The sequence below is a fragment of the Kitasatospora sp. NPDC088160 genome, assembly GCF_044741445.1.
Classification (GTDB): domain Bacteria; phylum Actinomycetota; class Actinomycetes; order Streptomycetales; family Streptomycetaceae; genus Kitasatospora.
Genome location: NZ_JBIUSS010000026.1, coordinates 69,168 through 95,420 on the forward strand (window position 1 = coordinate 69,168; position 26,253 = coordinate 95,420).

The following is a 26,253-nucleotide window of genomic DNA, read 5'->3' on the forward strand; positions in this document are numbered from 1 at the left end:
ACCGTCATGTCCGTACCCGGAACCCCTTCACCGGCCACCGCGCTCGCCACCGGCTCCTGGGGCGACGCGGCGGTCAAGTTCGGCAACAGCCTCGGCGCCGTCGCGGGCTTCCTCGGCATCCTGCTGCTGGTCTTCTTCGCCGCGGGCCGGGCCCGGGGCCGACTCTCCCGCCCGCTGTCGGTGGTGGTGTTCCTCGGCCCGGCCGCGGTGCTGCTGCTGGTGGGCCTGGTCGTGCCGCTGATCCGCACGGTCTATCTGAGCCTGCAGAACGCCGACGGCAGCGGGTTCGTCGGCGGCGAGAACTTCGGCTGGGCGTTCACCACCGACTCGGTGCAGAAGGTGCTGGTCAACACGCTGCTCTGGCTGGTGGTCGCGCCGTTGGCGGCGACCGGCCTGGGCCTGGTGCTGGCGCTGCTGGTGGACCGGATGCGCGGCCAGGCGGTGTACAAGTCGCTGATCTTCATGCCGATGGCGATCTCGCTGGTCGGCGCCTCGATCATCTTCAAGTTCGTCTACGAGTCGCGCGGACCGGGCCAGTCGCAGATCGGCCTGCTGAGCCAACTCGCCATCGCGGTGGGCTGGGACGACCCGCCGAACTGGATGCTCTCGCAGCCGCTGAACACCTTCCTGCTGATGGCGGTGATGGTCTGGGTGCAGACGGGCTTCGCGCTGGTGGTGCTGTCGGCGGCGATCAAGGCGATCCCCGACGAGGTCACCGAGGCGGCCCGGCTGGACGGCGCGCAGGGGGTGCGGCTGTTCTGGTACGTCACGGTGCCGATGATCCGCACCACGGTGGTGGTGGTGCTGACCACCATCATGATCATCACGCTGAAGGCCTTCGACATCGTCCGCACCATGACCGGCGGCAACTTCGGCACCCAGGTGCTGGCCAACGAGATGTACTCGCAGTCCTTCGTGCAGTTCGACACCGGGCGGGGCAGTGCCCTCGCGGTGATCCTCTTCCTCGCCGTGCTGCCGTTGGTGGCCTACAACATCGTCCAGCTGCGGAAGGAGCGTGGGGTCCGATGAGCGCACCGCACGACAGGCCGGCCCGCGCGATGAGCGCGCCGCACGGCAGCCCGGTCCGGAAGGCCTTCAGCAGCCCGCTGGCCTCGGTCTTCGTGATCGCGGTGACCGTCCTGTGGACGATCCCGACGGTGGGCCTGCTGGTGACCTCGCTGCGCCCCAAGCAGGACGTGACGGCGAACGGCTGGTGGAACGCCTTCCTCCACCCGGACCTGGGCCTGGGCAACTACCACACGGTGCTGTTCGAGGGCGGCTCCGGCGTCTCCACCGGGCTGATGCCGTTCCTGGTGAACTCGCTGGCGATCAGCGTCCCGGCCACCCTGTTCCCGCTGGTGCTGGCGGCGATGGCGGCGTACGGGCTGGCCTGGGTGCGGTTCCGGGGGAGCGACACGGTGTTCTTCGGGGTGTTCGCGCTCCAGGTGGTGCCGATCCAGATGGCGCTGATCCCGCTGCTGCGGCTCTTCTCCGGCGGCGCGCACCTGGGGTCGCTGACGTTGATCCCGGCGGTGGACCTGAAGGGCAGCTACGCGCCGGTGTGGCTGGCGCACACCATGTTCGCGCTGCCGCTGGCGGTGTTCCTGCTGCACAACTTCATCGCCCAGCTGCCGCGGGACCTGATGGAGGCGGCGGTGGTGGACGGGGCCTCGCACTTCAAGATCTTCCGTTCGATCGTGCTGCCGCTGTGCACCCCGGCGCTGGCCTCGTTCGCGATCTTCCAGTTCCTGTGGGTCTGGAACGACCTGCTGGTCGCGCTGACCTTCGCGGGCGGCACGCCGGAGGTGGCGCCGATGACGGTCCGGCTGGCGCAGCTGTCCGGGTCCTTCGGCGGGCGGTGGGAGCTGCTGACGGCCGGGGCGTTCCTGTCGATCATCGTCCCGCTGATCGTCTTCTTCAGCTTGCAGCGGTACTTCGTCCGGGGCTTGCTGGCGGGGTCGGTGAAGGGGTAACGGAGGGGTGGCGGAGGGGCTGCGGGAGGGCTGCGGGAGCGGTGGCGGGAAGGCGGGCCAAGAGTTCTGAACTTGTTCAGAACTGAGTTTTGAACCTGTTCAGAATGGTCTACAGTCGGCTGCAGCCGCGGCGCCGAGCGCGCCCGACGGCGGACTGCCCCAAGGGCGGCTTCCGCATGCCCGCCGACCACCGAGGGGGACTCATGTCCGGCCCGTCCACGCCCGCCCCGGCCGACCTGCCACCCGAGCCCGGACCCGCGACGCCGCCCAGCCCCCATTGGGGGTCCGGCGTAACCGTGCCGCCGCACCACGGGTGGCTGCGTCCGAGCGACCCCGAGCGCAGGGCGGCCGCCACGCCCCGGGTCCTCCTCCTGGCGCTGCTCACCGGCCTGCTGACGGCCTGGCTGCTGTTCGACGGGGTGGGCGTCAACCTGCTGATCTGCGCCGGGGCCACCGCTGCCGCGGCCGGTCTCGCCGCCCGGTCGGCGGGCCGCCGGATCCGGCCCTGGACGGTGGTGTGGAGCCTGCTCGCCGTCGCCCTGCTCGCCGTCCCGGCGCTCTGGGAGGCGGGCTGGCCGGTGACGCTGTCCATCGGGTGCGCGCTCGGCCTGGCCTCGCTCGCGCTGCACGGCGGCCGCCGCTGGGCGGGCGTCCTGCTCCCCCTGCCCGCCGTCCTCTGGCAGCTGCCGCCCGGCGCGCTCTGGCTGAGGGACGGGCTGCGCGGCCGGAGCCTGCCCCACCGGGGCCGGATCGTCCCGGTGCTCAAGGCGCTCGCGGTCGCCGCCGTCCTGCTGACCGTCTTCGGCCTGCTGTTCGCCGGTGCGGACGCCGCCATGGCGGACCTGCTGGGCAGCCTCAGCCCCAGCCTCGACCTCGGCGGGCTCCCGCTGCGCGCGGTGCTGTTCGCACTGGGGGCGTTCACCGCCCTGGGCTTCGCCCACATCGCGGCCGGGCCCCGCCGCTGGGACCGTACGGTCGTCCGGCCGGGCCGGGCCCGCCGCCGGCTGGAGTGGGCGCTGCCGCTGGTCGCGCTCAACCTGATGTTCGGCGCCTTCGCGGTGATCCAGGCCCTGGTGGTGCTCGGTGGCGCCGACGCCGTCCTGCGCAACACCGGGATGAGCCGCTCCGAGTACGCCCGGCAGGGCTTCTGGCAGCTGAGCGTGATCACCGCGCTCACCCTGGTCGTGGTGGCGGTCGCCAAGCGCTGGGCCCCGCGCAGCACGCCCGCCGACCGCCGGGTGGCGCGGATCCTGCTCGGCGCGCTCTGCGTGCTCGCCCTGGTCGTGGTCGCCTCGGCGCTCGGCCGGATGTGGTTCTACGTCGACGCCTCCGGACTGACCAGGCTGCGGCTCTGGGTGCTGGTGGTCGAGGGCTGGCTCGGCGCCGTCCTGCTGCTGCTGATCACCGCCGGGCTGACCCGCTCGGCGGGCTGGCTGCCCCGCGTCGTCGTCCTCAGCGGCATGCTCGCGGCGGCGGTGTACGGGCTGATGGGCCCGGACGCGATCATCGCCGAGCAGAACGTCGCCCGCTTCGAGCGGACCTCCCGGATCGACCTGCGCAACGTCCGCGACCTCTCGCCGGACGCCGCCCCCGCCCTGGACCGGCTCCCCGCCGCCCAGCGGACCTGCGCGTTGCAGTTGATCCGCGCCGGGCTGGAGAACCACCCCGGACAGCCCTGGTACGCGACCAGCGCCTCCGCCGCCCGGGCCCGGGAGATCCTGGCGCAACGGCCGCTGGTGGACCAGCTGGAGGAGGGGCGCACCTCCTGCGAGCGGGCCGGGATGAGGTACCAGGACCTCTGGCCCTGACGCCTGCGCCTGTCTCGGGGGGCGTGCGTTTGGGGCGGGGCTGGTGTGCGGCCCGGAAACGCGGCCGGGAAACGCGGCCGGGCCGGCCGGGAGCGTGCTGCTCCCGGTCGGCCCGGTGTGGTGCGGTGCGCCCTGGTCGGGCTCAGTGCATCGCGACGCCGGAGGCCCCGCTCGGCAGGTCGCTGGCCTTGGCCTTGATCACGAAGACCGAGACCACCAGCGCCAGCCCGGCGAGTACGGCGCCCACGATGAAGCCGTGCGAAATCCCCTGGGTGAGGACCGAGTTGGCGGCGTCGGTGCCCTTCGGGAACTCGTGGTGCTGCTGGAGGTAGGCCAGCTGGTCCGGAGTGGCCGACTGGAGGAACTTCGGCTGCTGGAGCTTGCCCTCGGCGGTGGCGTAGTGCGCGAAGACCGTGGTCAGGATCGACAGGCCGAGCGAACCGCCGATCTGCTGCATGGAGTTCAGCAGGCCGGATGCGGCACCGGTCTCCTGGCCGGGGACGCCCGCGACCGCGAGCAGCATCACCGGGACGAAGATCAGGCCCATGCCGAAGCCGAAGATGACCGTGGGGCCGAGCACCCCGTCCAGGTAGCCGCTGTCCTTGCTCATCTGGGTCAGCCAGGTGAGGCCGACGGTGACCAGCAGGGCGCCGCCCGCCATGAACGGCTTCGGGCCGTACTTGGCCTGGAGGCTGGAGGCGAGCTGCGCGGCGATGATGATCGACACGCTGATCGGGAGGAAGGACACGCCGGCCTTCAGCGGGCTGTAGCCGAGCGGGCCCTGCACGAAGAGCGTGATGTAGAAGAAGATGCCGAACATGGCCGCGGCCAGGCAGAGCATCATCACCAGGCCGCCGGTGCGGTTGCGGTTGGCGAGCAGGTGCAGCGGGGTGATCGGCTGGTCGGTGCGGTTCTCGATCACGACGAACGCGGCGAGCAGCAGCACACCGCCCGCGAAGGAACCGAGCGTGATGCTGTCCGACCAGCCGTCCGAGGCGGCCCGGATGAACCCGTAGACCAGGCCGACCAGGCCGAGCGTCGAGGTGAGTGCGCCCGGCAGGTCGAAGCGGCCCGCGTGGCGCTCGGACTCGGCGATGTAGCGCGGTGCGGCGAGCGCGATCAGCGCCGCGATCGGCACGTTGACGAAGAAGACCCAGCGCCAGTCCAGGTACTCGGTGAGCAGACCGCCGGCCAGCAGGCCGATCGCGGCACCGGACCCGGCCACCGCCGAGAAGACGCCGAACGCCTTGTTGCGTTCCGGCCCTTCCTCGAAGTTGGTGGCGATCAGGGCGAATGCCGTCGGTGAGCAGATCGCGCCGCCGATGCCCTGGAGCGCGCGGGCGGCCAGCAGCATCCCGCCGTCCTGGGCGAAGCCGCCCAGCAGGGAGGCGAAGCCGAACAGCAGGGTCCCGAAGATGAACACCCGGCGGCGGCCGAGGATGTCGCCCGCGCGCCCGCCGAGCAGCAGCAGCCCGCCGAAGGTCAGCGTGTAGGCGTTGATGACCCACGACAGGTTGGTGGTCGAGAAGTTCAGTGCGTCCCTGATCTGCGGCAACGCGATGTTCACGATGGTGGCGTCGAGCACCACCATCAACTGCGTGGCCGCGATGACGGTCAGGGTGATGCCCTTGCCCCGGCCCCGACTGCTCTGTGGTGGTGAGTTCTTGCTGATCGTGTCGGAGATAGCCACGATTGTGCCCCCTGCTGGCTATGTGCCTGGCTGCGTGCTTCGTACGCTGCGGACCGACTGGTCCGGCGTGAGCCCACGGTCTGGCGCGGGCTAGGAAGGAACGGGATCGTTCACTAATGTGGACGATATCCTGGGCCTGATTGTGAACGCAAGCGTTCCCTAAGGATGGTGGCGATGGATCGGTTGGTGCGGCGTCTGACGGCGGACCGGGCGACCGGTCGGGCGGGCGCCCGACCGCTTGCGGCGGCGGACGCGCCCCCGTCACCCGCGGCGCGACCGGGGGCGATGCCCGAGCCGGCGGCTCACTGCCCGATGCGGGTCGCCCGCGAGGCCCTCACGCGGCCGGTGCGGCGCCGGGGGAAGGAGTTGGAGAACGCGATCTTCGAGGCCACGATCGACCAGCTCACCTCCGGCGGATACGCGCGGCTGACGATGGAAGGCGTCGCCGGCGCGGCGCGGACCGGGAAGGCCGCGCTCTACCGGCGCTGGGCGTCCAAGGACGAACTGGTCATCGACGCCCTGGACGCCACTCTCCCACGCCCCTACGACACCCCCGACCTCGGGTCCGCGGATCTCGAATTGCGGCAGCTCATCGAGGTGTTCATGGGCGCGATGAACTCCCCGACGGGCGCCGCGATCCAGACGCTGATGGGCGAGATCGACCATGAACGGGCCGAGGTGTTCAAGGACTTCATCGGCCAGCGGGTGATCGAGCCGACCAAGGAGACCATCCTGGCGATCCTGCGCCGCGGCGCCGACCGCGGCGACGTCCGGCCCGGCGCGGCCACCGCGCTGGTCGCGGACGTCGTCCCGGCGATGCTGCTCTACCAGGTGAAGATCTGCGGCCGGGAGAACACGGGGCCGGACTTCGGGGCCCGGCTGCTGGACGAGGTGCTGTACCCGCTGATCCGCGCCTGAGTGCGGCCGCTGCTGTGGCTCCGCGGGCGGGGCTGTCGGCAGCCGGCCCGGGCGGCTGAGCGGCGGGGCTTAGGCTGGATGCTGCCCAGCTGAACGGGCTGCCCCTCCGCCGAACGGAACTCGCGATGCCCATCGTCCCGCCGACGCACTCCGTCGAGCGCTCGCTCCGCCGGGCCGGCGCCAAGATCGTCGTCGGCCTGGACGAGGTCGGGCGCGGCGCCTGGGCCGGCCCGGTCACCGTGGGCGCGGCCGTCACCGGCCTGCGCAAGGCTCCGGAGGGGCTGACCGACTCCAAGCTGCTCACCGAACTGCGCCGCCGCGCGCTCGCCCCGGTCCTCGCCGACTGGGTCACCGCCTACGCGCTCGGCCATGCCTCGCCGCAGGAGTGCGACGAACTCGGCATGACGGCGGCGCTGCGGCTGGCCGCCGTCCGCGCGTTGGAGGCGCTGCCGGTCGAGCCCGACGCGGTGATCCTGGACGGCAAGCACGACTACCTGGGCGGCCCCTGGCGGGTGCGCACGGTGATCAAGGGTGACCAGTCCTGCATCTGCGTCTCCGCCGCCTCGGTGCTCGCCAAGGTCCACCGCGACGGGCTGATGGCCGAACTCGGCGAGGAATGCCCGGAATACGGCTTCGCGGACAACGCCGGCTACCCGTCCCCGGTGCACCGCGCCGCGCTGGAGGAGTTCGGCCCCACCGGGCATCACCGGCTCTCCTGGGCATACCTGGACGCGCTGCCGAAGTGGCGGCACCTGAAGCGCGTCCGGGACGTCGCGGGTGCGGTCGAAGGCTCCGCCGACGAACAGTTGACGCTCGGTTTCTGACGGTCCGTCTGGAATTGCCTGGGTGGGGCGGTGGGTGTGCGGTGCCCAATGGGTGGGGTGCGCGTGCGTGTTCGAGCGGCATTTGATAGATATCCGGGTATGCCTGTCTTCCCCGAGGAGTCGGAGATTCACGAGAGCCTCCCGGGCCCCGGCGTTCCCTTCCCCCGCGAGTCGGACGCACAAGCCCTCCGCGCGCCTGCCAACGGCGGCGCTTCTTCCACCGCACCCACCACCGTCGCCGCCGTTCCGGTGCCCGGCCCCCGTCCGGCACCGCCGCGCCCGGCACCCCCGCGCGCCGACCGTTCCGGTTCGCCACGACTGATCCCCAAGCCCTCGCCGGCGCAGCGCCGTTCGGGCGGCGCCGAACCGCAGGTCGAGATCCAGCGCGTCGCCGCCACCCCGGCGCGGGCGCTGGAACGCGCGGACGCCGCGGTCGACCGACTGCTGGACGCCGGCCGCGACCCGGGCGACATCCTGGTGCTGACGGTCGGCGAGGCGCACCCGTGGCAGCAGCACGAACTCTCCTTCGGTGAGGAGCGCTACTGGGCGCAGCTCGCCGAGGGCGGCGACGTGTTCTACGCGGACGTCGCGCTGACCCGCCCGGTGCACCGGGAGGTGGTCGTCCTGGTGGTCAACGGCGGGACGGCCGTCCGGGCCGCCGAGGCCCACGCCAAGGCGCTCGGCCACACGACCGCGCTGCTCGTGGTCTGCGGTGACGCCGGCCCGGTCGCCACCGGGGCGGCCGGAACCGCGCCCGGCCGTTCGATCGGCGCCTGACCACGACGGAGCCACCCCGGGCCCGGCGCCGTACGGTGCCGGGCCCGGGTCCGTCGTGCCCCGGTGGCGGCGAGGGCGTACGGTCCGGGGCGCGGGCCGACCCGTGGCTGGTCTCGCGCCCGTGCCTGGTCTCGCGCCCGTGCCTGGTCCTGGTGTCGGCTGTCGGGCCTTGGGGTCGGCTCCGGCCGTGGCATCGTCTGCGATCGTGGCGTCGCCCGTGGCCGCGGCCCGTGGGTGTCGGCGGGACCAGTGGGGTCAGCAGGTGCCGGTGCGCCGGGCCGGCTGGACGGCGGCGACCCGCGCCGGGGGCCACGGGTGCTCGGACTGCCGGGCGTGCTGGGCCCGTTCGGCCGCCTGGTGCCGGGCGCGCTGGCCGCGCGGGGCGTCCAGCGCCGAGCGCGGCGGCAGTTCCGTGACGGTGTGCACCACCCCGTCCGCCCACGAGCCCGCGTGCGGATCGCGTCCGCTCCGGCCGTCCCCGAGGACGTGCCAGCCCGCCGGGGTGAGCCCGATGTACGAGCCGCAGCGCAGGCCGTGCAGGACGGCCGCGTCCCGCAGCGCCCACATCCAGGCGCCGTCCTGTTCGGTCCAGCCGGGTGCGCCCTCGCGGCAGCGCAACAGCACGGCCGTGCGGGTCGGTTCGGCCAGCCGCAGGTCGTGCGGGGTGATCTGGCGCAGGTGCGTGAGCACGGCGTTGCGGTGCTGCCAGCCGTCGGTGTCGTGTGGCCAGGGCGTGAACGAGGCCGAGGCGGACACGTGGTGCAGCGCATTGAGGACGGCGATCACGACCGTGCCCGGCTGGGGCAGGTGGCGCTGGTGCAGTTCCACGACGAACTCGCGCGGGTCGCGCAGCAACGGGATCCCCGAGGCGGTCCAGGTCTCCAGGTCCAGCAGCCGTCTGGGCGCCGAACTCCGGGCGAGGGGATGCTGACCTCGGCCGATACCGTTGATCACGATCCTCCTTCCTGACCCACTGGCACGCGGGTACGTGGGTACGCCGAAGGCCGGGTCCAGCGGACAGGGTTTCGGGTACGCGCCAATTCTCGCGGTATCCGGGGTGGAGCGGCAACGATGAAACGATGAACGCCACCCGAAAGCCCACGTTCCGCCGGATATGTTCCACCGTGTTCCGAGCGTCGTTCGGGCGGCGTTGGACCTTGATCCAGACCGTGTGCGGGGTCCGGTGAACCGCTATCGGCACGGTGACCACTCCTTTCCCCGCTCCGGCGTCCCGCGTGTTCGCGAGTGGGCTGCCTTCTCCCTTCGTTAGGCCATTCGAGTGATGGGTGGAGTGGCGGCCCGCTGCCGCCCGGTCACCCCTGCACGGCCAGCACCAGGGGCAACACCGCGCTCGCCCCGGCACGGCGCAGCAGCCTGGCGGCCACGGTGACCGTCCAGCCCGAGTCGACGAGGTCGTCCACCAGCAGCACCGGCCCGCCGGCCTCGGCCACCGCCTGCGCCACCTCCGGCGGCAGCGTCAGTGCGCCGGCCAGCGAGTGCAGTCGCTGGGCGCTGTTGCTGCGCGCGCCGTGCGGGGGCCGACCGTCGGCGTACTCGATCCGGCCGAGCAGCGGCAGCCGGCCGATCTCGGCGATCCGCGCACCGAGGCTGCCCACCAGCTGGGGGCGGGTCGAGGAGGCCATGACCACCACGCCGACCGGCCGCTCCAACCGGGCGCCGTCCGCCGTCGCGGGCCCGGCCCAGCCGCCGGGGCCGCGGGCCCAGTCGGCGAGCACCGCGACCAGGGCGTCCACGGCCTCTCCGGGGACCGGTACGTCCGGGGCCTGGTCGGCCAGCAGGGTGCGCAGCCGGTTGCCCCAGCCGATGTCGGACAGCCGGCCGAGCGCCCGCCCGTTCTCGGCCTGCTCGCCCGCCGGGATCCGGCCCTTGAGGGGCACGCCGAGGGAGTCCATCCCGGTGGGCCAGAGCCGGCGAGGCTCGAAGCTGATGCCCGGGCGGCCGAGGGCGGCCCGGGCCGCGTCCAGCGCCTCGGCGGAGACCTCGGTGGTGTGCAGCGGCCCCGCGCAGTTGTCGCACCGGCCGCACGGACGGGCCTGCTCGTCGTCCAGCTGGCGGCGCAGGAACTCCATCCGGCAGCCGGTGGTCGCCGCGTACTCGCGCATCGCCCGCTGTTCGGCCTCGCGGGAGGCCGCGACCTTGGCGTACCGGGCGGTGTCGTACGCCCAGCTCTGCCCGGTGGCCGTCCAGCCGCCCTTGACCCGGCGGACGGCGCCGTCCACGTCGAGCACCTTGAGCATGGTCTCCAGCCGGGTGCGGCGCAGGTCCACCCGGGGCTCCAGCGCGGCGGTGGACAGCGGGCGGCCGGCCTCGGCCAGTGCGTCGATGGTGCGGCGCACCTGTTCCTCCGGCGGGAAGGCCAGCGAGGCGAAGTAGCGCCAGATCGCCTCGTCCTCGCGCCCGGGCAGCAGCAGCACCTCGGCCCGGTCGACGCCGCGCCCGGCCCGGCCGACCTGCTGGTAGTAGGCGATCGGCGAGCTGGGCGAGCCCAGGTGCACCACGAAGCCCAGGTCGGGCTTGTCGAAGCCCATGCCCAGCGCGGAGGTGGCGACCAGCGCCTTGACCCGGTTGGCCAGCAGGTCGGCCTCGGCGGTGCGGCGCTCGGCGTCCTCGGTGCGGCCGGAGTAGGAGGCCACCGGGAAGCCCCGCTCGCGGAGGAAGGCCGTCACCTCCTCGGTGGCGGCCACCGTCAGGGTGTAGACGATGCCCGAGCCCGGCAGCCGGTCGAGGTGGTCGGCGAGCCAGGCCAGCCGGTGCGCCGGGTCGGGCAGGGGCAGCACGCCCAGGGTGAGGCTCTCCCGGTCGAGGGGTCCGCGCAGCACCAGGGCGTGCTCGTCGGTGCTGCCGGTGCCGAGCTGCTCGGCGACGTCCGCGGTGACCCGGGCGTTGGCGGTGGCGGTGGTGGCCAGCACCGGGACGCCGGGCGGGAGCTCGGCGAGCATCGTGCGCAGCCGGCGGTAGTCGGGGCGGAAGTCGTGGCCCCAGTCCGAGATGCAGTGGGCCTCGTCGACCACGAGCAGGCCGGTGGAGGCGGCGAGCTTGGGCAGCACCTGGTCGCGGAAGTCGGGGTTGTTCAGCCGCTCGGGGCTGACCAGCAGGACGTCGACCTTCCCGGCGGAGACCTCGGCCTGGATCTCGTCCCACTCGTCGGTGTTGGCCGAGTTGATGGTCCGGGCGTGGATGCCGGCCCGGGCCGCCGACTCGACCTGGTTGCGCATCAGGGCGAGCAGCGGGGAGACGATCACCGTCGGCCCGGCGCCCCGGGCCCGGAGCAGGGCGGTGGAGATGAAGTAGACCGCGGACTTCCCCCAGCCGGTGCGCTGCACGACCAGGGCGCGGCGGTGGTCGACCACGAGGGCCTCGATGGCCGTCCACTGGTCCTCGCGCAGGGCGGCACCGGGCCCGGCGAGCTCGCGCAGGACGGCCTCGGCCCGCGCCCGGACCTCGGCGCGGTCGGCGGTAGCGGTGGTGTGGTTCTCGGACTGCTGCATGGCGTCCATGTAACCCCGAGCCGCTGACATGGGGCGAATGCCGGGGCTGCGGAGAGGTGGAGGCCGGATGTATTTCATCAGCTCCTCAGCTGAACGGCCGCCGACTAATCACCCGGGGGAGTGGGCGCGGTGTGCTCCGAATGAGGGAAGCGGAAAACGAGGGCGGGGTTATCCACAGGAAAAGAGAAAAATCCGGTGTGTCTCTCGGATTGCGTCACGCTTCCGGTCATGAACGCCGCGAACAACCGGAGCGTCATGAACAACGGGAGCGTCATGAACAACGAGCGCGTCACCCTGACCCTCGGCCCGTCCTCCGGCCACCGGCCGGTCACCATGCGCGGCCCGGCCGACATGGCCGAGCTGCTGCCCTACCTCCTGGGGTTCTACCCCGACGACAGCATCGTCGCGGTCGGCCTCCAGGGCCCCGACCTGCACCAGGGCGGAGTGATCCGGGCGGACGTCCCGGAGTCGCCCGAGCAGTGGCCGGCTGCGGCGGAGGAGACGGCCGCCCTGCTGGTCGCCCTCTCCGAGAGGCACGGCGAGCGGCCGGTCCAAGTGCTCCTCTACCTCTGCCAGGATCGGACCACGGCGCACGCCCCTCCGGTGGTGGACGGCCTGCGGCCGCTGGCGGGCGACCTCCGCGCGGCCTTCGGGCGCAGGGGGGTGGCCGTCAAAGAGTCGCTCTGCGTCTCGGACGGCCGCTGGTGGTCCTTCCTCTGTCGCCGCGCCGGGTGCTGCGATCCGGCGGGCAACCCGATCCGCCGTGCCCCCGGCCCGGGCCCGGCGGCCGCCGCCGCGGCGTTCGCCGGCCTCGCGCCGCGTGGCAGCCGGAAGGCGATCATCGGCGGGCTGGCCCCGATCGGCCCGCCGGGGGCGGACGCCCAGCGCGCGGCGCTCGCCCGGGCCGAGGCCGCTGAGGCCGCCAACGGCGCTGACGGCGCTGGGGGCTCCGGGGGCGCGTCCGTCCAGGAGCAGGGTGCCGACCTGCTCGACCAGGCCTTCGCCGAGTTCGCGGCCGGGGCCCGGGAGCTCGACGAGGAGCGGGCGGCCCGGCTGCTGGTCGCCCTGCGGGACCGCCTCACCCGGGATCGCGGAGTCGAGTACGCCCGGCCCGCCGAGCTCGCGCCCGCCGAGCGGCTCTGGCGCTTCCTCGCCCGGCGCGCCGTGTCGCCCTACGAGGGCTGTGCGGTGGCCCCGCTCACCCTGCTGGCCTGGGCCTCCTGGGTGGCGGGGGACACCGCGACGGCCCGCGTCGTGCTGGGCCACGTCCTCCGGCTCGACCCGTCCTACCTGCTGGCCGAGCTGCTGTACGAGTCGTTGAACGACGGTATGACGCCCGACGCGCTGCTCGCGGCGGTCGAGGCGCAGCGTCGGCGGCGCGAGGCGGGTGGGCCCGTGCCGGCGCCCGGTGGCGAACCGGGGCCGGCGCCCACCGAGGGCCCGGGTGGTAACCAGGCCGGCCGCGGTGGGTCGTCGGGGCTGCCCGGGCCGGCGGGGGCCTCACGCCGCCGCCGGCCCGCCCGCCGGAAGGCCTCGAAGGCGGCTCAGGCCACAGCGGCGGCGGCCGAGCACGGCCCCGTCGGCCCGGCCGGCCCCGCCGAGCCGGCTCCGCGTCCGGACGGTCCGGGCCCGCTCGCCCTGCTACCGGTGCCCGGGTGCGCTCCGGTGCCCCGGCAGCGGTCCGCCCGGGGTCTGCGGCTCGGCCGGACAGCGGTGTCCCGGGCGGCCGCCGCACCGTCGGCCGTCGGGCGCCACCGGTGCCGGGGCGTCCGTCGGGCGGCGAGGGGAGCCCACCATGCGCGCTGACCTCGCCGGGCGTCCGTCAGGGGCCGTCCGGAGCCTCGCCGCCCGGCCCGGGCGGGCTTCGCTAGGCCTCGCCGTGCGCAAGCTTGATCAGGCGGTCGAGCACCTTGCCGCCGCTCGCCCGAAGGCCGTCGTGCTCCCACTCGTTGGTGATCCAGGTCCGCAGACCGCGCACCGCGCGGGCGGTCGCCAGCGAGTCGGCGGTGTTCACGTACATGTCGTCGTGGTAGACCGCCGCCACGACAGGGACGGTGTTGGCGGCCAGCCGCGCCGGGTCGTACAGGTCGGGCCAGTCGGTGCGGGCGGCCAGCAGGTCCGCGGTCTCCTTCAGCGGGCGCAGCGCCGGGTCGGTGTCGAACATCCAGGGGTAGATCATCTCCCCGGTGAACAGCACCGGTGCGCCGGAGTCCAGCGCCGCCCGGGCGTCGAACTGCGGGAACTCCTTGCGGACCCGATCGGCAGACCAGGCGGTGCCGCCCTGGTCCACCGAGCGCTGGCCGTAGATCGACTCGTGCAGCACGGCGTACAGCGGGCCCTCCGCGAAGGAGAGCTTGGCCTGGACACCGGCCAGGAAGGTGTCGGACAGCTCGGGGCCGGTCGCGCCGTCCACCCAGGCCTCCTCCAGCAGGTAGTGCAGGGTGCCGGAGCCGCTGCCGCCGCCGAGCATCAGCCCGAGGGCCTGGAACGCCTCGACGGTCAGCAGTCCGCCGTCGGGCAGCGTCGCGGGGGCGGCGGCGAGGTGCGCGGCGATCCGCCGTACCGCCTCGACGTCCTGCGGGAACCTGGCGTAGTGGTCCTCGTTCTTGTGGACCACCCGCGGGTAGGCGGCACGGTAGACGTCGTCCGCCGAACTGCCGAGGCCGGACAGACCGCCGGTGATGAAGGCCTCGGCCAGGCCCTCGGGGGCGAAGGAGAGGTAGGTGAGGGTGCAGAAGCCGCCGAAGCTCTGGCCGAGCACGCTCCAGCGCCGGTCCGCGCCGAGCAGCTGGTGGCGGATCAGCTCGGCGTCCCGCACGATCGAGTCCGCGCGGAAGTGCGCCAGGTAGTCCGCCTGCTCCTGGGCACCGCCGCGCCGGGCGAGGGTCTGCCGGGTCGCGGGCGTGGAGCGACCGGTGCCGCGCTGGTCGAGCAGGAGCACCCGGTAGTCGTCGAGGGCGCGTTCCAGCCAGGCGTCGCGGCCGAGCGGGCGGGCGGCCTTGCCGCCGGGCCCGCCCTGGAGGAAGACCAGCCAGGGCAGGTCGGCCTGCTCGCGGCCGGCGGCCACCACCTCGCGGGCGTACACCTCGATCTGCTCGCCCTGCGGGTCGGCGTGGTCGAGGGGGGCCTGGAAGACGTGGTCGGTCGTAACAATCCCGGGCAGTCGGCTGACGGTGGACATGCAACTCCTCGGTCTCTGCTGGTCACAGCGGTCAGGTCGCGGCTCACGGGGTCACCGGGTGCGGGCGCCGCGACCCCCGCACCGTATCCTGACCGCGGTCGGGCACCGGTTCGACGGTCACCGCCCACTCGGCCAGGCATACGATGCCGGGCCGGGGCGGGTTGCACGGCAGGCCGCGGGCCGGGACGCTGCCGCCGCCACCCGACGGCGAGACCGCGCCGCCCTGGTGGCAGCCCGGTGACGGCCCGACCGTGACGGCTCGACGGCTGCGGCACGACCGCCCGGCGGGCCGGGCTCGACGGGCCGCACCCGTCGCCGGGCGTGACCTGGAGGCGGTGCGCGGCGTTCACCCCGGGGGCCCGGCGACCGGCCGACGGCCGTCCGGCGGCAGGTTCCGGGCGGACCGCCCGCCGAGCGGGGCGGCCACGGCGCCGGGGCACCGGAGCGTGCGGGGCCCGCTCGGGTCACCTGGCTCGGCCGCTGCCGCGGACCACGGGTCGGGCGCCACCGGCGGTCCGGGCCACCGGACCTGACGACGCGCCGGGCACCGCGGCGGGCCCGACGCGAAGGTGCGGTGGGCCGGTACCGGCCCGGTACCGCGCACCGCATGGCACGGCCCGGCACCGGGTACGGCCAGACACGGCACACCCGCCGACGGGGCACCCCGCCGGCCCGGCACCATCAGCACGCGATCGAGCGTGCTCGCGGCCCACCGGCCTGACCAGGCCACCGGACCGCCGAGGGGAGGAGAGTCCGGTGACCGCCATGAGGCCACCACAGGCCATGCCGGCCGAGAGCGTGGTCGGCGCGCCGAGACCGGTCGGCCGTCCCGACCAGGTCCAGACGGCCGGACCGGCGGGGGCACCCGTCGGCCCGAGTCGGCTCACGGCCCCGCCAAGGCCGCAGCCCCCCGCCGTCCACCATGCGGTGCTCTGCGTCAACGCCCCCGCGATGGCCGCCTCCGGACCGGACGGCCAGCTGCGCGGCCACGGCCTGCACGGCTTCTACCGCAACGGCGTCCGGGTGCTCGCCCGGATGGAGCTGCGTCTGGGCGGCATGGAGCCGCTGCCGCTCCAGGGCGCCCTGACCAGCACCGCGCAGGCCCGCTTCCTCGGCGCCGTCCGGCTCCCCGGCGACCTCGACCCGGACCCGGCGCTCACCGTCGAGCGGCTGCGCCACGCGGACGGAGTGGAGACCGTCATCGTGCGCAACACCGGCGGCCGGCCCGCCCGGCTGCCGATGGAGATCGCCCTCGGCACCGACCTCGGCCCGGTCGCCGAGATCGCCGCCGGGCACCGCCCGGCCGACCTGCCGGGCCAGGTGCAGTCCGCCGGGCTGCGCTGGGCCGGCCCGGCGCACAGCGCGGTGGTCAGCGCCAAGCCCTCCCCGCACGCGGTGCTGGCCGGGGCCGGGGTGCTCCGGTGGGACTTGGAGGTGCAACCCGGCGCCCGCTGGTCGGTCGAGCTGCGCGCCGAACTGGAGAGCACCGCCCCCGGCCCGCGGCCGCCCGGCGGGCGGGGCACGGGCGTGCCGCTGCCCTGGGCCCAACCGGAGGTCCGCAGCGACGACGCCCGGGCCGCCCTGCTGGTCACCCGCTCCCTGGACGCCCTCGGCGGGCTGCTGTTCGCCGACCCGGACCGCCCGACCGACCTCTACCCGGCTTCCGGCGCGCCCTGGCGCTTCGGCCTCGCCCCGGCCGACGCGCTCTGGGCCGCCCGGCTCACCCTGCCGCTCGGCACCCGGCTCGCCGCCGGCACCCTCCGGGCGCTGGCCCGCCGTCAGCAGCCCGCCGCCGCCCCGGGCCGCACCGAAGGCCTGCTGCCCGGCGCCCTCCGGCACGGCGGCCCCGAGCTGCCGCCCACCTGCACCGCCACCGAGGCCACCCTGCTGTTCGTCACCGTGCTGGCCGAGGCCTGGCGCTGGGGCCTGCCCCGTGCGGAGACCGCCGACCTGCTCCCGGCCGCGGAGCGGGCCCTGGCCGCCCTCCGCGAGGGCCTGGTCGACGGCTTCGTCACCGACCTCAGCCGCCCGGCGGAGGACCGCGCCGCCCACCCGGTGGCTGCCCGGGCCGAGGTCCAGGCGCAGGCCCACCGCGCCGCCCTGCACGGCGCCGAACTGCTGGAGGCCTTCGGCCGCCCCGGCGCCGAGGAGTGGCGCGGTTGGGCCGCCGAACTGCGCGGGTGCTTCCGCGAGCGGTTCTGGATCGACGACCTCTCCGGCGGACGCCCCGCCGCCGCGCTGGCGCCGGGCGGCCAGCCGCTGCCGGCCGTCGCCTCCTGCCTGGTGCACCTGCTGGACACCGGGCTCGCCGCCGACGGCGGCCGGCACGAGAGCCTGCTGGACCGGGAACAGACCCGACTGCTGGCCCAGCGCCTGGCCGCGCCGGAGCTGGACAGCGGCTGGGGCCTGCGCACGCTCAGCGCCAAGTCCCCCCGCTTCAACCCGTTGGGCCACCGCGGCGGCGCGGTGCGGGTCCACGAGACCGCGCTGGCGATCGCCGGGCTGGCCGAAGCCGGCCATGAGAACGAGGCCGGCGCCCTGCTGGAGGGCCTGCTCGCCGCGGCCGCCCACTACGAGGGGCGGCTGCCCGAGATGTACGCGGGGGAGCAGCGGATCCCCGGCTGCCCGCCGGTGCCGCACCCGGCCGCCTGCCGCCCGGCAGCGGTCTCGGCGGCCGGCGCCGCGCACGCGGTGTTCGCGCTCGCCGGGGTCCGCCCCGACGTGCCGGGCGGCCGGGTCCTGGTCCGCCCGGCCAGCACCGCTCCGCTCGGCGAGCTGGAGCTGACCGGCCTGCGGGTCGCCGGCGAGCCCTTCTCGGTCCGGGTGAGCCGGATCGGCGTGGCGATGGTCGAGGAGGCCTCCGCGGAGCTGCAACTGGGCGCCCGCTGACACCCCTGCCCGGGCCCGCCCGGCTCCGGCGACACCTCAGGAGGGCCGGGCGCGGTCCGTGTACAGGCCTGTGCTTATCGTCAGAGAGACGACTATGATCGTCGCCATGTCGCGCTACGATCCGTCGGCCTTCCCCCCGTTCGCTGTCACGGTTGACCTGGTGGTGCTGACGGTGCGCGACCACGCGCTCTGCGCCCTGCTGGTCAGACGCGGCGAGCCGCCGTTCCAGGGGTACTGGGCACTGCCCGGCGGCTTCGTCCGCCCGGACGAGGGCCTGGCCGAGGCCGCCTCCCGGGAGCTGGCCGAGGAGACCGGCCTGCGCGCACACTCCGCCCCCGGCCACGAGGCGGTCGGCCCCGGCGCGGCCGGTGCCCACCTGGAGCAGCTCGCCACCTACGGCCACCCGCAGCGCGACCCCCGGATGCGGGTGGTCAGCGTCGCCTACCTGGTCCTCGCCCCCGACCTGCCGACCCCCCGGGCCGGCGGCGACGCCAGCAGTGCCCGCTGGGCCCCGGTCGGCGAACTGCTCGGCCGGAGCCCGGTCGACGGCGTCCCGCTCGCCTTCGACCACGGGCTGATCCTCGCCGACGGCGTGGAACGCGCCCGCTCCAAGATCGAATACTCCTCCCTCGCCACCGCCTTCTGCCCCACCGAGTTCACCGTCGGCGAGCTGCGCCGGGTCTACGAGGCGGTCTGGGGCGTGGTCCTGGACCCGCGGAACTTCCACCGCAAGGTCACCGGCACCCCCGGCTTCCTGCTGCCCTCCGGTGGCACGACGACCCGTCAGGGCGGCCGCCCCGCCCAGCTGTTCACCGCGGGCGGCGCGACCGTCCTCAACCCGCCCATGCTGCGCCCGGAGTCCTGACCCGGCCCGGGCCCGCCGCCGACTCCCCCCGACCCGGGAATCGCAGGATCGGATTGTCCCCTGATCGGGTGAGGTGGGTGGCCGACGGGCCCGCGCCGCTCCCGTAATGCCCGGAATCTCCGCCACCGGCCCCTAATGTGCTGGCGCGGGGCCGTGCTGGCACGCGCCAACACACCAGGGGGCGCCCCGCGTCGGGCAGGTCGGCCGAGGGCATGGGAGCAGGCAGCGATGATCCAGATCACCGGACTGACCAAGGTCTACCGCAAGGGCGCGCCGCCCGCGGTGCTCGATCTGACCTTCGACGCCCGGCCCGGCATGGTGACCGCGCTGCTCGGCGCCGAGGGCGCGGGCAAGTCCACCGCGCTGCGGCTGATGCTCGAACTCGAACGCGGCCAGGGCATCACGCTCTTCGACGGTCGCACCTACCGCCGGCTGCGCCGCCCCGAGCGCGAGGTCGGCGTGCTGCTGCCCGGCCCCGGGCCGGGCGCGGCCGCCGTGGCGGGCCACCCGGGCCGCAAGGCGCACGGCCACCTGCGGATGCTGGCCGCGGCGGTCGGCGCCCCCGCACGGCGGGCCGACGAACTGCTGGAGCAGACCCGGCTGGCCGCCGTCGCCGGGCAGCGGCTGCGCAGTTTCTCGCCCGGCATGCACCGCCGGCTGGCCCTGGCCGCGGCCCTGCTCGGCGACCCCGGCACGCTGCTGCTGGACGCGCCGACCGAGGGCCTGTCCCCGCGCAACGTCGAGTGGTTCCACTCCTTCCTGCACTCGTTCGGCGTCGCCGGCGGGACGGTCCTGGTGACCACCCGCACCCCGCAGGAGGCCGCGCAGCTCGCCGACCGGGTCATCACGCTGGACCGCGGCCGGCTGGTGGCGGACCAGCCGGTGGCGGAGTTCCGCCGGACCAGGCTCAGCCCCGAAGTGGCCGTCCGCGGGCCGCAGATGGCGCGGCTGGCCGACCTGCTGGTCAGTCAGGGCGCCGAGGTGCGGCGGGACGGCGGCGCGGGCCTCGCGGTGGCGGGCGTCGACCGTACCGAGATCGGTGAACTCGCCTATCGCCACGGCATCCTGCTGCACGAGCTGGCCGACCGGGTGGTCGAGCAGCCGGCGCCCCGGGTCGCCCTGCCGGTCGCATCGGGCCGCTCCGGCCACCTCCGTGTCCAGTCGGGCCCCACCGCTGCCGAGCCGGGTCCCGAACCCGGCCCCGAACCCGGCCCTGAGCCCGCTCAGGAACCGGCCTCCGACGTCCAGGCCGTCACCGTCCCGCGCCACCGGGGCGCCCGCCGCCCGGAAGCCCGCCCGGTGGCCGCCCACCACCGGGACGAGGCGGCGCTGCCCACCCGCGCCCTGCCGGCCGCCTCGGCCGCGACCGCCCTCTCCGCCCTCGGCGCCACCCCCCGCCAGGCCGAGCCCGCCGAGCCCACCCCGACCGTCGTCGTGGAGCGGCTGTTCCGTGACGGCCCCGGCGCCCTGGCCAGATCCGCGTCGGCCCTCGCCCCGGCCCCCGACCCCGACCCCGGCCCCGCTGTCGGCGACGGGAGGCCCGCGCCCGACCCGACCAGGGGCCGCCGCGAGAGCGCCGCCGACCTGCTGACCGACGACACCGTCCGGCTCGGCCGCCCGGCCGGGGCCCAGGTTCCGGCCGCGACCCCGGCCCCCGGCGGTCCCGTCAGCCCCGCCACCCCCGACGACCACCGGAGCGAGTGAACCGTGCGTGTCCTGGCCTACGAGCTGCGCCGCCTGCGCGGCCTGCGTTCCACCTGGCTGCTGCTCGCCGCCGTGCTGCTGTGCGACGCCGTCACGGCCGCCGTCCTGGCGAGCCAGGCCCCGGCCGGCCCGCTGGCCGTCCCGGCCGGGGTGCGGCTGCTGACCGCCGCCGTACCGCTGATCCCGCTACCGTTCGCCGCGTTCGGGGCCGGCGTGCTGGGCGCGCTCTCGTACGGGCACGAGGTGCGACACCCGGGGCTGCCGGCCTCCCAGGTGTCGTACCCGCGGCGGGTGCGACTGCTGCTGGCCAAGCTGCTGGTGGTCGGTCCCGTCGCGGGGCTGCTGGCGCTGGCGACCCTGCTCCTCGACGCGGTGGCGGTGCAGCTGGCGCTGCCGGGAGGGGTGACGGTGGCCGCCTGGGCGGAGCCCTCGGCCTTGTCGGACCAGGTGTCGCAGGCGCTGGCCGCCACCGGGCTGTCCGGCCTGGCCGACCTGCCGGGCCTGACCGACCTGCCGGGCGTGTTCGCTCCGGTGGCGCTGGCGGCCGGCCACGGGGCGCCGGCGGCCCTGCTGGCCTTCGTCCTGCTGACCGTCGTGGCGGGCTGGACCGGGGTGCTGACGACGTCACTGACCCGCAGCGCCTCGGTCGGGGTGCTGCTGTTGTGCGCGCTGCCGCCGCTGCTGGAGTCCGGTGTGGCGCTGCTGCTGCGGGAGACCGGCAGGCCGTGGCCGACCCGTGCGGCCGAGCTGCTGCCGTTCCAGTCCGGCGTCGAATGGGCCTACGGCTGGGTTTACCGCGGGGAGCACGAGGCGGTGGCTGGGAGCGCGGCGCTGACGGATCCGGCTCTGCTCGCGGCGGTGGCGGCGCCCGCGGCCGTCCTGCTGCTCGCGGCGCTCCTGGTGCAGGTCCGGCGGCGCGCGCTCTGACGCCGGGCGCCGAGGGGGCGGCCGCGCCGAAGCATCAAGATCGACCAGCAGTGACCGTAATGCGCGGTTCTTCCTGATAAGAAGTCAATTATCCAGTCGCGGTCGATCACCCTTTCGTGTGCTTTTCACGAGAATTCTCAAGCTGCGCCCGCCGATCGCCGACAAAGGAGCTGTGAGTACCCTTGCGCACCCCACCATGACCCCCGCCCGTTCCGCCGACGGACCCATCCACGGCCCCGGCGATCTGGACCGCTTCTCGTACGCCGACCGGCCGACTCCGCCGGCGCCCCGTTGGGAGGGCGCCGAGTCCGATCTCGCCCGGGTCGGCCGCAAGACCACCAGTAGCCGCGGCCGCGGTCTGCACGGCCAGCTGGTCCAGCAGCTCGGCCAGATGATCGTCTCCGGCGACCTGGGCGCCGACCGTCCGCTCGTGCCCGAGGAGATCGGCCAGCGGTTCGAGGTGTCCCGCACAGTCGTCCGCGAGTCGCTGCGCGTCCTGGAGGCCAAGGGCCTGGTCAGCGCCCGGCCGAACGTCGGCACCCGGGTCCGTCCGGTCGCCGACTGGAACCTGCTGGACCCGGACATCATCGAGTGGCGCGCCTTCGGCCCGCAGCGGGACGAGCAGCGCCGGGAGCTGTTCGAGCTCCGCTGGGCGATCGAGCCGCTGGCCGCCCGGCTCGCCGCCGGCCACGGCCGGGAGGACGTCCAGCAGCGGCTGGTCGAGCTGGTCGAGATCATGGGCCACGCCGCCGCCCAGGCCGACCTCTCCACCTACGCCCGGGCCGACGCCGAGCTGCACGGCCTGATCCTCCAGATGGCCGGCAACCGGATGCTGGAGCACCTGTCCGGGATCGTCGCCGGCGCGCTGCAGGTGTCGGGCGGGCCGGCCATCTCCTGCGAGCGCGCCTCCGAGTCCTCGGTCAGCCTGCACGCCAGGCTGGTGGATGCGCTGGGCACCGGCGACGGCACCGCGGGGGAGGCCGCGATGCGGGCGCTGCTCACCGTCCACCCCGAGATCGAGCCGTCCGTCCCCGCCCCTCGGGAGCACTGAGCGGGCCGTTCCGGTGAGCGGGCGCCCCGTCCGTCCTCCGTTCCTCCAGGGCCCTCCGGCCGCACCCGCGCGGCGCAGCCGGAGGGCTTCTGCATGTCGGCGGTCCGACCCGAACGTTTGATGCCCCGTCCATGACAACGGGTTTCGGTGCGAGTGCGCGATGATGGATTCCGGCCCCGTGGCCGCGGGCGCCGAGTGGTGTGACCCGCGACACGAAGGCCATGCGTAACACTTGACGAGTAGCAGCGATGTCTCCTGAGCGGGAGCAGCTCCGGAATACTTCAACATGTCACAATGCTGTGTTGGTCCGCGGCGCTGCTGCCGTCCTGCAAACCCAGTCCTCAAGCCCGAGTCGGTCGGAATCGACACCGCGCGCCCGACGCGCGATTTCCTTCCCCGCCCGCTCGGGCGGCCGGTACGGGTTCGAGTCCACTCATCGTCCGAGAGGTTGTTCGTGTCGGCCAGCACATCCCGTTCGCTTCCCCCCGAGATCGCCGAGTCCGCAGCTCTGCTGGCGCTCATCGAGCGGGGCAAGGCCCAGGGGCAGATCGCCGGTGACGACGTGCGCCAGGCGTTCGAGGCGGACCAGATCCCGGTCACCAAGTGGAAGAACGTCATGCGCAGCCTCAACCAGGTGCTGATTGAGGAGGGGGTGGACCTCATGGTCAGCGCGGCCGAACCGGCCGGCGCCAAGCGCAAGAGCGTTGCTGCCAAGAGCCCCACCAAGCGCACCGCCACCAAGGCTGTCACCACCCGGAGCCCGGCCGCCCCCACGGCCCCGACCAAGCCGCCCGTGCGGATCGCGCCCGGTGCGCCCGTCGCGGCCCCGGCCGTGGCGGCCGCCACGGCGTCCGCCCCCACGGTGTCCGCCGAGATCACCTCGGAGACGACCGGGGTCGCCTCCGGGCTGAAGGCGGTCGCGGCGAAGAAGGCCGCCCCGGCCAAGAAGGCCGCGGCCAAGAAGACCGCCGCGCCGGCCAAGAAGACCGCCGCCAAGAAGACCGCCGCCAAGGCGGGCAAGGGCGACGAGGAGCTCATCGGCGAGGAGGAGCTGCTCGAGGACGTCGCGCTGCCCGGCGACAAGGCGGGCGAGGAGGCGGAGCCCGAGGAGGAGTCGCAGGGCTTCGTGCTCTCCGACGACGACGAGGACGACGCGCCGGCCCAGCAGGTCGCCGTCGCCGGTGCCACCGCCGACCCGGTCAAGGACTACCTGAAGCAGATCGGCAAGGTCCCGCTGCTCAACGCCGAGCAGGAGGTCGAGCTCGCCAAGCGCATCGAGGCCGGTCTGTTCGCCGAGGACAAGCTCTCGGCCGCCGACAAGCTCGCCCCCAAGCTCAAGCGCGAGCTGGAGATCATCGCCGAGGACGGCCGCCGCGCCAAGAACCACCTGCTGGAGGCCAACCTCCGCCTGGTGGTCTCGCTGGCCAAGCGCTACACCGGCCGCGGCATGCTCTTCCTGGACCTGATCCAGGAGGGCAACCTCGGTCTGATCCGTGCGGTCGAGAAGTTCGACTACACCAAGGGCTACAAGTTCTCCACCTACGCCACCTGGTGGATCCGCCAGGCGATCACCCGCGCCATGGCCGACCAGGCCCGCACCATCCGCATCCCGGTGCACATGGTCGAGGTCATCAACAAGCTGGCCCGGGTCCAGCGCCAGATGCTCCAGGACCTGGGCCGCGAGCCCACCCCGGAGGAGCTGGCCAAGGAACTCGACATGACCCCCGAGAAGGTCATCGAGGTCCAGAAGTACGGCCGTGAGCCGATCTCGCTGCACACCCCGCTCGGCGAGGACGGCGACAGTGAGTTCGGTGACCTGATCGAGGACTCCGAGGCGGTCGTCCCGGCCGACGCGGTCTCCTTCACCCTGCTCCAGGAGCAGCTGCACTCCGTGCTGGACACCCTCTCCGAGCGCGAGGCCGGCGTGGTCTCGATGCGCTTCGGCCTGACGGACGGTCAGCCGAAGACGCTCGACGAGATCGGCAAGGTGTACGGGGTCACCCGTGAGCGCATCCGCCAGATCGAGTCGAAGACCATGTCGAAGCTGCGCCACCCGTCGCGTTCCCAGGTGCTGCGCGACTACCTGGACTGATCAGGCCGGTACGGCAAGCGTGTGACGAAGGCCCGGAGCCCCACGGCTCCGGGCCTTCGCCGCTGTCCGGGCCCGGGCGGGTCAGCGTCCGGGTGGCCGTTGTCCCTCGTCCGGGTGGCGGTGCGACGGGAAGCGGTCGCACCGCGTAGTCGATCACCTACGCTGTGGCGGTTGCCTGCTGCCGAGCCGACTGGAGTCACGGTGCTGCCCAACCCGGACCGCGCTGCCCTGCCGACCCCCGCCCCGCCCCCGGCGAGCCCGGCGGCCGCCCGTGCGGGCCGCCGCCGACGGGCCGCCGTACTGGCGCTGCTGGCCGCCGTCCCCGTCCCGCTGGTCGCGCTCGGCGCGGCCGGTCCGGCCGGGGCGCAGCGCCGGGTGGTCGGCGGCACCGCCGAGACCACCGTCGACCACCCGTGGGTGGTGGCGCTGTCCAGCCGCCAGCAGTTCGGCAGCGGCCGCTCCGGCCAGTTCTGCGGGGGAGCGCTGGTCACGCCGACCAAGGTGGTGACGGCCGCGCACTGCTTCTACGACGAGTCCAGGGGCGCCAAGGTGGACCGGCCGGGCCTCAAGGCCGTCATCGGCCGGGACGACATGCGCAGCTCGGCCGGCCGCGAGGTGCCCGTCCGGTCGGTGTGGATCCACCCCGACTACTCCTTCACCGCCAACCTGAACGACGTCGCCGTGCTCACCCTCGCCGACCCCCAGGACTCCCGGCCGGTGATCGACCTGGTCGGCCAGGGCGAGACCGAGCCGTACGCGGCCGGGACCGCCGCGCGGGTCTTCGGCTGGGGCGACACCACCGGGCGCGGTGACTACTCGCCCACGCTGCGCGGGGTGGAGGTGCCGATCATCGCGGACCAGACCTGTGCGCAGGCCTACCCGGGCGGGCCGGACGGCAAGTTCGACGCCCGGGGCATGGTGTGCGCGGGTGAGGAGAAGGGTGGCAAGGACGCCTGCCAGGGCGACAGCGGCGGCCCGCTGGTCGTCGGCGGCCGACTGGTCGGCCTGGTCTCCTGGGGGACGGGTTGCGCCGAGGCGGCCCACCCGGGCGTCTACACCAGGGTGGCGTCCGTCGCGGACGCGGTGCGCTCGGTGCTGTGAGGGCCGCCCGGGCCGTTGCCGGTGACCAACTGGTCACGTTCTGACGTCACATCGCTGCGGAGCGTGCCGGTCTCCGTGAACAGCAGAGCCGGGCGACCGGTTCCCGAGGGGACCTGTCGCCCGGCTCACCGGTCGCGCGGAGTGCGCGACCGGATACACAGCTCGACGCCGACTGCTGGTGTGGCGCCTTGGATCAGCGCTCTTCTTCGGCGGCCGTGGCGTTGGCGGTGCCGCTGAGACGGCCGCTCTCGTCCTGTATCTCCACGGCGACCTTCTTGAGCTCGGGCTCGAACTTCCGGCCGTGGTGGGCGCAGAAGAGCAGCTCTCCGCCGCTGGCGAGTACGACGCGCAGGTAGGCCTGGGCGCCGCAGCGGTCGCAGCGGTCAGCCGCGGTGAGCGGGCTCGCAGGTGTCAGAACAGTAGTCACGTCGCCTCTTCTCTAGCTCGACGAGCTGTCGTACCAGGGTCAACATCCAACCAGGCCGAAAACGTTCCCGCTCGTGGCTTTTCTTCTCTGAGGATTCTGCTGTGTTGATGAGGACGTGCCCCGGGGGCCGGTGGTTCATGCGTACCGAATCCCAGGATCCGCCCGTCCCTCGAACGCCCGATCGGGACCGGGTGCGAGGTCCGCGTAGCATAATCCTCTGCCGGGTTGGAGCATAAGCCCCGCCCCGGGCCCCGGTAGCCTGCATAACGGCAGTTCCGGAGCCTGTGCCAGGCCCCACGATCCGCCAGGACCGGTGGTACCGGGAGGAGATGGCGCCCCGGGGTCCGGATACCGGAGCGGTCCTTGTTCGCGCAGCGCGTACAAGCTGCGCGGGAGCGGCCCGCCGTGCTGTGCACCCAGCGGAGGGGTGCGAGCACACCGGGCGACGACTGTCGGTGCGGCGTGCTGCACTGGCGGATGGTCCGGATGCGTCCGGATGTGACCGATGAGACAGAAC

19 protein-coding genes are annotated in these 26,253 nt (G+C 74.2%); 14 read left to right on the top strand and 5 right to left on the bottom strand.

Going from position 1 to position 26,253, the window contains the following annotated elements:
* The first annotated feature begins 6 nt into the window (after positions 1–6).
* From ACIOGZ_RS33510 to ACIOGZ_RS33520, 3 genes are all read left to right on the top strand, one after another.
* A complete protein-coding gene (locus tag ACIOGZ_RS33510; protein ID WP_363630341.1) occupies positions 7–1,029 on the top strand; it encodes a sugar ABC transporter permease in 1,023 nt (340 codons plus the stop codon).
* Positions 1,026–1,973 carry a carbohydrate ABC transporter permease gene (locus ACIOGZ_RS33515; RefSeq protein WP_350880131.1) on the top strand — a complete coding sequence of 316 codons (948 nt, stop codon included), beginning with the start codon at positions 1,026–1,028 and terminating at the stop codon, positions 1,971–1,973. The genes ACIOGZ_RS33510 and ACIOGZ_RS33515 overlap by 4 nt, the downstream gene beginning before the upstream one ends.
* A 296-nt stretch (positions 1,974–2,269) precedes the next feature.
* Positions 2,270–3,781, top strand: coding sequence for a DUF4153 domain-containing protein (locus ACIOGZ_RS33520; RefSeq protein ID WP_400988754.1), 1,512 nt, complete (start codon positions 2,270–2,272; stop codon positions 3,779–3,781).
* 142 nt (positions 3,782–3,923) lie between these two features.
* On the opposite strand, the gene ACIOGZ_RS33525 is transcribed toward ACIOGZ_RS33520, so the two are convergent.
* Complete coding sequence (locus tag ACIOGZ_RS33525; protein WP_400808539.1) at positions 3,924–5,471, bottom strand: MFS transporter; 1,548 nt, start codon at positions 5,469–5,471, stop codon at positions 3,924–3,926.
* Positions 5,472–5,837: 366 nt separating this feature from the next.
* On the opposite strand from ACIOGZ_RS33525, the gene ACIOGZ_RS33530 reads away from it, so the two are divergent.
* The 3 genes from ACIOGZ_RS33530 to ACIOGZ_RS33540 all read left to right on the top strand — a co-directional run bounded on the left by ACIOGZ_RS33530 (position 5,838) and on the right by ACIOGZ_RS33540 (position 7,990).
* Positions 5,838–6,389 (top strand): TetR/AcrR family transcriptional regulator, encoded by a 552-nt coding sequence (locus tag ACIOGZ_RS33530; RefSeq protein ID WP_363584536.1) that lies wholly within the window; start codon positions 5,838–5,840, stop codon positions 6,387–6,389.
* Positions 6,390–6,514: 125 nt separating this feature from the next.
* A complete protein-coding gene (locus tag ACIOGZ_RS33535; RefSeq protein WP_363584534.1) occupies positions 6,515–7,213 on the top strand; it encodes a ribonuclease HII in 699 nt (232 codons plus the stop codon).
* 99 nt (positions 7,214–7,312) lie between these two features.
* On the top strand, positions 7,313–7,990 hold the full coding sequence (locus tag ACIOGZ_RS33540) for a hypothetical protein (RefSeq protein ID WP_363584532.1): 678 nt from the start codon (positions 7,313–7,315) through the stop codon (positions 7,988–7,990).
* A 255-nt stretch (positions 7,991–8,245) separates the two neighbouring features.
* On the opposite strand, the gene ACIOGZ_RS33545 is transcribed toward ACIOGZ_RS33540, so the two are convergent.
* Complete coding sequence (locus ACIOGZ_RS33545) at positions 8,246–8,944, bottom strand: hypothetical protein (protein WP_363584530.1); 699 nt, start codon at positions 8,942–8,944, stop codon at positions 8,246–8,248.
* Positions 8,945–9,303: 359 nt separating this feature from the next.
* Positions 9,304–11,499, bottom strand: a complete 2,196-nt coding sequence (locus ACIOGZ_RS33550) for a RecQ family ATP-dependent DNA helicase (RefSeq protein ID WP_363630335.1) — start codon at positions 11,497–11,499, stop codon at positions 9,304–9,306.
* A gap of 228 nt (positions 11,500–11,727) precedes the next feature.
* Between ACIOGZ_RS33550 and ACIOGZ_RS33555 the strand changes: the two genes are divergently transcribed.
* Positions 11,728–13,305 carry a DUF4192 family protein gene (locus tag ACIOGZ_RS33555; protein ID WP_400988756.1) on the top strand — a complete coding sequence of 526 codons (1,578 nt, stop codon included), beginning with the start codon at positions 11,728–11,730 and terminating at the stop codon, positions 13,303–13,305.
* A 61-nt stretch (positions 13,306–13,366) separates the two neighbouring features.
* Here the strand turns inward: ACIOGZ_RS33555 and ACIOGZ_RS33560 are convergent, their stop codons facing one another.
* Positions 13,367–14,680, bottom strand: a complete 1,314-nt coding sequence (locus ACIOGZ_RS33560) for an alpha/beta fold hydrolase (protein ID WP_400988757.1) — start codon at positions 14,678–14,680, stop codon at positions 13,367–13,369.
* Positions 14,681–15,445: 765 nt separating this feature from the next.
* Between ACIOGZ_RS33560 and ACIOGZ_RS33565 the strand changes: the two genes are divergently transcribed.
* The 7 genes from ACIOGZ_RS33565 (at position 15,446) to ACIOGZ_RS33595 (ending at position 25,309) form a co-directional block, all read left to right on the top strand.
* Complete coding sequence (locus tag ACIOGZ_RS33565) at positions 15,446–17,569, top strand: glycogen debranching N-terminal domain-containing protein (protein WP_363630379.1); 2,124 nt, start codon at positions 15,446–15,448, stop codon at positions 17,567–17,569.
* A gap of 106 nt (positions 17,570–17,675) precedes the next feature.
* Positions 17,676–18,434 (top strand): NUDIX domain-containing protein, encoded by a 759-nt coding sequence (locus tag ACIOGZ_RS33570; RefSeq protein ID WP_350880113.1) that lies wholly within the window; start codon positions 17,676–17,678, stop codon positions 18,432–18,434.
* 228 nt (positions 18,435–18,662) lie between these two features.
* Complete coding sequence (locus ACIOGZ_RS33575; RefSeq protein WP_400808528.1) at positions 18,663–20,138, top strand: ATP-binding cassette domain-containing protein; 1,476 nt, start codon at positions 18,663–18,665, stop codon at positions 20,136–20,138.
* Positions 20,139–20,141: 3 nt separating this feature from the next.
* Complete coding sequence (locus ACIOGZ_RS33580) at positions 20,142–21,065, top strand: hypothetical protein (RefSeq protein ID WP_400808525.1); 924 nt, start codon at positions 20,142–20,144, stop codon at positions 21,063–21,065.
* Between the two features lie 118 nt (positions 21,066–21,183).
* The gene (locus ACIOGZ_RS33585; RefSeq protein WP_363584519.1) at positions 21,184–22,116 is read left to right on the top strand and encodes a FadR/GntR family transcriptional regulator; all 933 of its coding nucleotides are present in this window, start codon (positions 21,184–21,186) and stop codon (positions 22,114–22,116) included.
* Between the two features lie 454 nt (positions 22,117–22,570).
* Positions 22,571–24,208, top strand: coding sequence for an RNA polymerase sigma factor (locus ACIOGZ_RS33590; protein ID WP_363584517.1), 1,638 nt, complete (start codon positions 22,571–22,573; stop codon positions 24,206–24,208).
* 300 nt (positions 24,209–24,508) lie between these two features.
* The gene (locus ACIOGZ_RS33595; protein WP_400808719.1) at positions 24,509–25,309 is read left to right on the top strand and encodes a S1 family peptidase; all 801 of its coding nucleotides are present in this window, start codon (positions 24,509–24,511) and stop codon (positions 25,307–25,309) included.
* A 193-nt stretch (positions 25,310–25,502) separates the two neighbouring features.
* Here ACIOGZ_RS33595 and ACIOGZ_RS33600 read toward each other — a convergent pair whose 3' ends face one another.
* Positions 25,503–25,736 (bottom strand): hypothetical protein, encoded by a 234-nt coding sequence (locus ACIOGZ_RS33600; protein ID WP_400988759.1) that lies wholly within the window; start codon positions 25,734–25,736, stop codon positions 25,503–25,505.
* Positions 25,737–26,253: the final 517 nt, after the last annotated feature.